This window comes from Streptomyces sp. NPDC054840, assembly GCF_053611065.1.
On record NZ_JBSGZP010000429.1, the window covers coordinates 1 to 6,446 of the forward strand.

The window sequence follows — 6,446 nt, forward strand, 5'->3', positions numbered from 1 at the left end:
GTTCAGCGGGGCGAAACGCTGGGCGCCGGAGCCGCCGCCACCCCGGCCGTCCTCGATGCGGTACGTGCCCGCGGCGTGCCAGCTCATCCGGATGAACAGCGGCCCGTAATGCCCGTAGTCGGCGGGCCACCAGTCCTGCGAGGCCGTCATCACCTCGAAGACGTCCCGCTTCAGCGCGTCGACATCCAGGGTCGCGAACTCTGCCGCGTAGTCGTAGTCCTCGTCCATGGGATTGGACCGGGGCGAGTGCTGGTGGAGGACCTGGAGGTCCAGCTGGTTCGGCCACCAGTCCCGGTTCGTCCTGGGCCGAGCAGGGGTGGGGGCCGGTGAGGGGATTGCCGGGTTCTCGCTTTCGCTGCCGGACACGTCCGTCCTTCTTCCTGTCGCGGTATTTCCATCTGCCGGCCGTTCGCTCACGACGCCGTCTCCCATTTCACGTCGGGTCGGGCACTGCGACTCGGCGTCCGTATGGTCGCGCACACCGGACCGCACAGCCCCGAGAAACACGCAGGGCGCCACCGCGTAACCGGCAGTCGAAGCCCAAAGCCGTTCCGGCTCGTCCCAATGGGCGAATTCATGTGATCACCGCAATGTGCCGGACGACCGGAAAGCGGGGGACACAATTGTAGGGTGGCCGGGCGGATACGGCACGGGCGCCGCGGGTGACACGGATTCCCGGAGATCTCCCGGGCCACCGTTCACCACACCCTCGCCGGACTGGTCCTGCTCGGCGAGGTCGCGGAGGTCTCCGCCCACGGCCGTGCGAAGCGCCACGACCCCGACGCGCACGACCGGCACCAGCACCTGGTGTGCTCCGCCAGCGGTCTCATCCGCGACGTCCACCCGACCGGAGACCCACTGGCCGACCTCCCGGAGCAGGACCGGTTCGGCTTCACGGTTTCCGGTGCCGAGGCCACCTACCGAGGGTTGTGCCCGGACTGCGCCCCGGGGGCGCCGCCCGGCGCCTGATCCTTGAACGGCCCGGCTCAGTAGCGCAGGGCCGTACCGGTCCGGGCCGACACCGTGCCCGACAGTTTGTGCGTACTGCGGGCCGTTCCCTGCCCCGTACCCTTCCCCGCGACATCCGTGATCGTCACGACCACGGTGTCGACGAGGCTGCCGCTCTCGTCCTTGAACTCGACCTGCACCGCGAAGGACTTCGTCGCGTCGTCGGTGTTCCGTGCCGTCACGGGGACCGTCGTGTACCCGTCGCCGTCGGTGGTCACCGCCCCCAAGGACACCTGGTCCTTGGCGTCGACCCCGTTCTTCACCTCGGCGAGCTTGTCCTTCGCCACGGCAGCCGCCGACTCGGCGGCCTTCGCGGCCTCGGCAGCGGCGGACGAGACCGCCTCGCCGGCGGACTTCACCGCCGACGCGGCGCTCGACACCGCACCGGACGGGGTGCCGTCACCGTCCGAACAGCCCGCGGCGCCGAACGCCACCACCGACAGCACCACCACACCTGCCGCACCACGCACCCACGCGACCGCCGTCACCATGCCTCCACAGGTTTTCCGGGCCTCCGGACCTCCCAGTCAAAGGCCCGGAGGCCCGGATGCCCAATGGGCCGGGCATCCGGGTGAGCGCGTACGGGGGCTCCGCGGGGCGCCGCCGCGGTCGCGGGACCTCAGGGGCGTCCCCCCGCGGCGAGGCGGTGCTCGTGGACCCGCAGTTGGAGGGCGGCGAGGTCCAGCAGGGGAGTGGGGACCCCCAGCGCGCGGGCGCGGAGGGTGAGATCGGTCAGGACGTGGTCGGCCTCCGTCGGCGCTCCGCGACGAGGTCGCGGTACAGGGACGGGGTGAGCGGGGAGCCCGGGGTCGTAACCGTCGTCGCGGTGAAGGCGCGCTCGGCGAGGATCCTCATGATGGGGTGCCTTTCGTGGGAGGCGGGGCAGCGGTGCTGACGGCGGGGAGAGGCGTGGTCACGTCAGGTCCGGCCCGCACCGAGCGGGCTGTCCTCGGGGGAAGTCCGGGGCGCGCGCGGCGCGTACCGGGAGACCGCCACTCCGGCCAGGCAGAGCAGCCCGCCGAGGAGGGTCAGCCAGGCCGGTACCTCGCCCAGGAGGGCCCAGCTCAGCAGCACGACGATGGCCGGGACGGCGTACGTGGTAGCGCCCAGCTTTCCGGCGGGCATGCGCGCCAGGGCGTAGGTCCAGGTGGTGAAGGCGAGGGCGGTGGGCACCACGCCCAGGTAGACCATGTTCAGGGTTGCGGACACCGGCGCTCCGGGCACTTCCGCGAACAGCCGGCCCGCGAAGGGCAGACAGGCCACGGTTCCCGTCAGGCAGGCGAACGTGGTGACCTGCAGGGGAGTGCCGTAGGAGAGCGCGGGCTTCTGGGCGATGACGCCGGTCGCGTAGGCCACTGCCGCGAGCAGGCAGAGGACCACCCCGAGCACCGAGGTGGAGCCGCCTTCCCCGGACGACATGGACAGGCCCACGACCACCGCTCCGGCGAAGGAGACGGCCATACCCACGAGGAGCCGCGGCGGCAGCGCCTCGCCGAGGAGGCGGGCCGCGAGGAGCGCCATGAGGATGGGCCCGATGTTCACGAGCAGCGACGCGGTGCCCGCGTCGACCAGTCGTTCACCCCAGTTGAGGACGATCGTGTAGCCGCAGAACCACACGACACCGGACACCAGGATCCCGCGCCACGCTTCGCGGGGCGGCAGGCCCTGGCGGCTGATCAGGAGCAGCACCACGAGTACCAGCGAGGCCGCCAGTAGCCGGCCGAGGGCCAGCGCACCGGGCGAGTACGCGGCCCCCGCGCTGCGGATGGATACGAAGGCGGAGGCCCAGGCGAACACCGTGAAGGTGACGGCGCCGACGGTGAGGACGCCGGGCGGGATCGAACTCGAGCGGAACGTCATGAGGCCACCCTACGAGCGCAACATTTCGGTGTCGACCGAATTAATATTCCCGACTCCCGACTCCCGACTCCCGGCTGCCCACTCCCGGCTGCCCACTCCCGATTCCCCTCGTGCCGTGCGTACGCCTCAACTCCACGCCTCCGGTGTGAGCCCCAGCAGGTCGGCGAAGGCCCGCTCCCCGGCATCGGTCACCTCCAAGGCCCGCCCGCCGCCCGCCGGGCGCACCACCCATTTCTCCTCGGACGCCCGTGCGCACAGGCGTGCCCCGGCGAGGCCGCCCAGGTGACGGCGCCGTTCGGTCCAGTCCAGGCAGGAGCTCGCCAGCCGCCTGCGACCCTCGCCGGTCAGGCTGATCCCGGCCTCGGTGCACCAGACCCGGCCGGCCTCCGTCAGTTCGAACACGTCCTCCGTGCGCAGCAGCCCCCGCCGCTCCATGGCGTCGGTCACCGCCATGCCGAGCCGCCCGGCGAAGTGGTCATAGCAGGTCCGGGCGCGGGCCAGCGGATCCGGTGCGGCGACCACGGGTACGGCGTGCGCCGCGTCCCGGTCGGGAACGGCGTGCGAGGCGAGCTCGTCGAGCAGGCGGGCGGTCGCGCCGTCGGCGATGCGCACGTAGCTGTGGCGGCCCTGCCGCTCGGTCACGCAGATGCCCACGTCGAGCAGCCGGGTCAGATGGCCACTGATGGTGGAGGGCGCCACCGAGGTGATACGGGCCAGCTCGCCCGCGGTCCACGCGCGCCCTTCCAGCAGCGTCATGCAGATCGCCGCCCGCGTCTCGTCGGCCAGGGCGGCGGCGAACGCGGCCAACAGCGCCGCGGGGGCCGCTCCGCCCGCGGACGTCGATCCGGGATGCGTCTCGTTCATCAGTCAAGGATGCACCATGATTTCGGTAAACAACGAACGATCTGTACGGATGAGGTCCACTGTCGCGACCAGGGGGTCGCCCGCCACACTGAGGGCCGCGGGGCAGAACGGTCCCGTCACGAGGAGGTGGTGGGGTGTCATCGTCGGGTGACCCCACGGAGCGGCAGTCCCCGGTCGTACGGCCCGAGGTGTGGGAGACGTACGGGCCGGCCGATCTCAGCGCCGTTCCGGTCTTCGCCGGAGGTTTCATCAACTTCGGCTACTGGAGGGCCGTCGATCTCGGGCAGCCCCTGTCGCAGGGCGACCGGATCCGCAGCGAGCAGGATCTCTACCGGCATGTACTCGATGCCGTGGCCCCTGAAGGCGGCCGGGCCGTCGAGGTCGGCTGCGGTCTCGGCCTCGGGTGTGCGCTCGCGCTGGAGGAGTACCGGCCCGCGGCCGTCACCGGGGTGGACATCCACCCCCAGCAGCTCCAGCGGGCCCGTGAAGCCAACTCTCCGCTCCTCGCGGCGCAGCCGCACCGGCTGAACTTCGCGCTCGGGGCCGCGGAGGACCTGCCGCTGCGCGACGGGGAGTTCGACTGCCTCTACAGCGTCGAGGCGGCGCAGCACTTCCTGGACCTGCCCGCCTTCGCCCGGGAAGCGGCGAGAGTGCTGAGCCCGGGCGGGCGGGTGGCGGTCACGAGCTTCTTCACCGTGGAGGGTGCGTCCGAGCCCGCGCAGCGGCTCGGCGTGCTGCTCGACTCCTTCGCCAGCGGCCTGGACATCGCGCGGCCGGTGTCCAGGCTCACCGATGCCCTCGCCGAATCCGGTTTCGCCGACGTGCGGGTCTCCTCGATCGGTCCGCAGGTCTGGCCGGGCTGGGATCGCTGGCTCGCCCGTCTCTGGGCGCCGGGCACCTGGCCCCGCAACTTCCTGGCCGCCTGGGAGCAGCAGATCCTGGACTACTACCTCGTGACCGCCATCCGTTCGTAGCCCGCTGCCCGCTGCCCGCTGCCCGCTGCCCGCTGCCGGTAGGGCGCCGTCCCGCTGTGGCCCCCTCGACCGACACGTAGGCAGTTCCCTACGTTTGACGGCGTAGGGAATCTCCTACCTAGCGTGGAGTCATGAACATCAAGCACGCTTCCTTCATCAGGCTCCCCGTCACCGATCAGGAGCGGGCTCTCGCCTTCTACACCGACGTCCTGGGTTTCGAGGTCCGTGCCGACCGGCAGGTCGGCCCCACGCGCTGGCTGCAGGTCGCCCCCGAAGGAGCCGAGACCGTCTTCACCCTTTCGGCCCCGGCATGGGGGATTTCACGCCCGGCTCCACCCGGGGGATCATGCTGGTCACGGCCGACGTCGACGCCGACTGCGCGAAGCTCGCCGCGGCCGGAGCCGAGGTGACGGGTCCGAAGGACGTCCCCTGGGGGCGGATGGCCGGTTTCCGCGACCCCGACGGCAACAGCGCGCGGGCCGCCGCTGTCGGTGGCCCCGCTTATTCTTCCGGCATGTCAGTGAACATCGATCTTGCCTTCACCGTCACCGGGGTCGCCGACGAGCCGCAGGCCTGGGCGATCGTCCGCGCCCTTCAGGAGCTGCTGTACGAGGAGGACATAGCCGGCCAGGTCACCATGGGTGTGGCGGTGGGCGACGACGGTTCGTACTTCGTCTCCGGGGATTCCGACTTCCCGCTCGGCATCTCGCGCTTCTACCTGTGGCAACCGCACTTCGAGGGGGTCTTCGCGACGACGGTCGCCGCGGTGGCGGCCGGAGCCGAGCCGGCGATCCGCTGGGGTTACCCGGACGAGGAGTACTGAGAGGTCCACCGTCCGTCAGCGCGGCAGGGGAGCGTGGGGAGAAGGGGGCAGCGCCCAGCGGATCGCCCGGGTCACGGCGTGGCCGCCGGCGCGAGCCGCAAAGGGTGGTATCCGGGCGGCCGCGGGCGCCTCCTCGGCCACGGCCGACCTCGCCCAGGGCGGCAGCAGGTCCACGGCCGCCGCCGCCAGCAGCGCGTACGGCAACCGGGCGGCCCCCGGCAGCGGGGGATCGGTCAGCAGGAACCGGGCGGTGTCCCGGGAGGCCGCCGTCGGCCGGAGGTCGGGCCGGTACCCTGCCATCCGCAGAGCCAGCTCGCGCCGGCTCTCCGGCGGCCGGTCCGCCCCCAGCGCACGGGCCACGCGCGCCGTGTCGGCCAGATACGCGTCGCAGCCCGCGGAGTCCAACGGGCTTCTGCCGTACCGCTGATGAGCCCGCAGGAAGCAGTCCGCCTCGGCGATGTGCACCCAGGTCAGCAGCTCCGGATCGTCGGCCCGGTACGGGACGCCGTCGGCCGTACGCCCCCGTACGCGCGCGTGCACCTCCCGTACCAGAGCCACCGCTGCCTCGGCGTCGGAACTCGTACCGAACGTCGTGACGGCGAGGAAGGTACTGGTGCGGTGCAGTCGCCCCCACGGGTCGCCCCGGTACCCCGAGTGCGCGGCCACGGCGGCCATGGCGAGCGGGTGCAGGGACTGCAGCAACAAGGCGGCCAGCCCGCCGACGAACATCGACGCGTCCCCGTGCACCCGCCGCACCGGCCGATCCGGGGCGAACCACCGAGGTCCGGGCGTCGTGTGGATCCGCGCCCTGTTCCGGGGCCCGTCCGGCCCGGCGACGCGCAGGAAGACCGCCTCGCCGGCCTGCCGCCTGATCCGTTGGACCGTTGTCGTTCTCGCCCTTGTCATATGTTCAGTAT

At 71.9% G+C, this 6,446-nt stretch carries 8 protein-coding genes and 2 pseudogenes; 4 read left to right on the forward strand and 6 right to left on the reverse strand.

Annotated elements, in window-relative coordinates; genetic code table 11:
- Positions 1-366, reverse strand: a pseudogene (locus ACWGIU_RS25900) (catalase/peroxidase HPI); the annotation flags it as partial.
- 309 nt (positions 367-675) lie between these two features.
- On the opposite strand from ACWGIU_RS25900, the pseudogene ACWGIU_RS25905 reads away from it, so the two are divergent.
- A pseudogene (locus ACWGIU_RS25905) lies at positions 676-969 on the forward strand (Fur family transcriptional regulator); the annotation flags it as partial.
- Positions 970-986: 17 nt separating this feature from the next.
- Here ACWGIU_RS25905 and ACWGIU_RS25910 read toward each other — a convergent pair.
- The 4 genes from ACWGIU_RS25910 to ACWGIU_RS25925 form a co-directional block, all read right to left on the reverse strand.
- Entirely contained in the window at positions 987-1,499 is a 513-nt protein-coding gene (locus tag ACWGIU_RS25910; RefSeq protein ID WP_453709591.1) for a hypothetical protein, read from the reverse strand.
- A gap of 241 nt (positions 1,500-1,740) precedes the next feature.
- Positions 1,741-1,863, reverse strand: coding sequence for a hypothetical protein (locus tag ACWGIU_RS25915; RefSeq protein WP_453709593.1), 123 nt, complete (start codon positions 1,861-1,863; stop codon positions 1,741-1,743).
- Positions 1,864-1,926: 63 nt separating this feature from the next.
- Positions 1,927-2,868 (reverse strand): DMT family transporter, encoded by a 942-nt coding sequence (locus ACWGIU_RS25920; protein WP_453709595.1) that lies wholly within the window; start codon positions 2,866-2,868, stop codon positions 1,927-1,929.
- 126 nt (positions 2,869-2,994) lie between these two features.
- Positions 2,995-3,732, reverse strand: coding sequence for an ArsR/SmtB family transcription factor (locus ACWGIU_RS25925; protein ID WP_453709597.1), 738 nt, complete (start codon positions 3,730-3,732; stop codon positions 2,995-2,997).
- A gap of 134 nt (positions 3,733-3,866) precedes the next feature.
- Between ACWGIU_RS25925 and ACWGIU_RS25930 the strand changes: the two genes are divergently transcribed.
- From ACWGIU_RS25930 to ACWGIU_RS25940, 3 genes are all read left to right on the forward strand, one after another.
- Positions 3,867-4,706, forward strand: a complete 840-nt coding sequence (locus ACWGIU_RS25930) for a class I SAM-dependent methyltransferase (protein ID WP_453709599.1) — start codon at positions 3,867-3,869, stop codon at positions 4,704-4,706.
- Positions 4,707-4,837: 131 nt separating this feature from the next.
- Positions 4,838-5,116, forward strand: a complete 279-nt coding sequence (locus ACWGIU_RS25935) for a VOC family protein (protein ID WP_453709601.1) — start codon at positions 4,838-4,840, stop codon at positions 5,114-5,116.
- On the forward strand, positions 5,017-5,529 hold the full coding sequence (locus tag ACWGIU_RS25940; RefSeq protein ID WP_453709603.1) for a VOC family protein: 513 nt from the start codon (positions 5,017-5,019) through the stop codon (positions 5,527-5,529). The genes ACWGIU_RS25935 and ACWGIU_RS25940 overlap by 100 nt, the downstream gene beginning before the upstream one ends.
- Positions 5,530-5,544: 15 nt before the next feature.
- Here ACWGIU_RS25940 and ACWGIU_RS25945 read toward each other — a convergent pair whose 3' ends face one another.
- Positions 5,545-6,435, reverse strand: coding sequence for an oxygenase MpaB family protein (locus tag ACWGIU_RS25945; RefSeq protein ID WP_453709605.1), 891 nt, complete (start codon positions 6,433-6,435; stop codon positions 5,545-5,547).
- Positions 6,436-6,446: the final 11 nt, after the last annotated feature.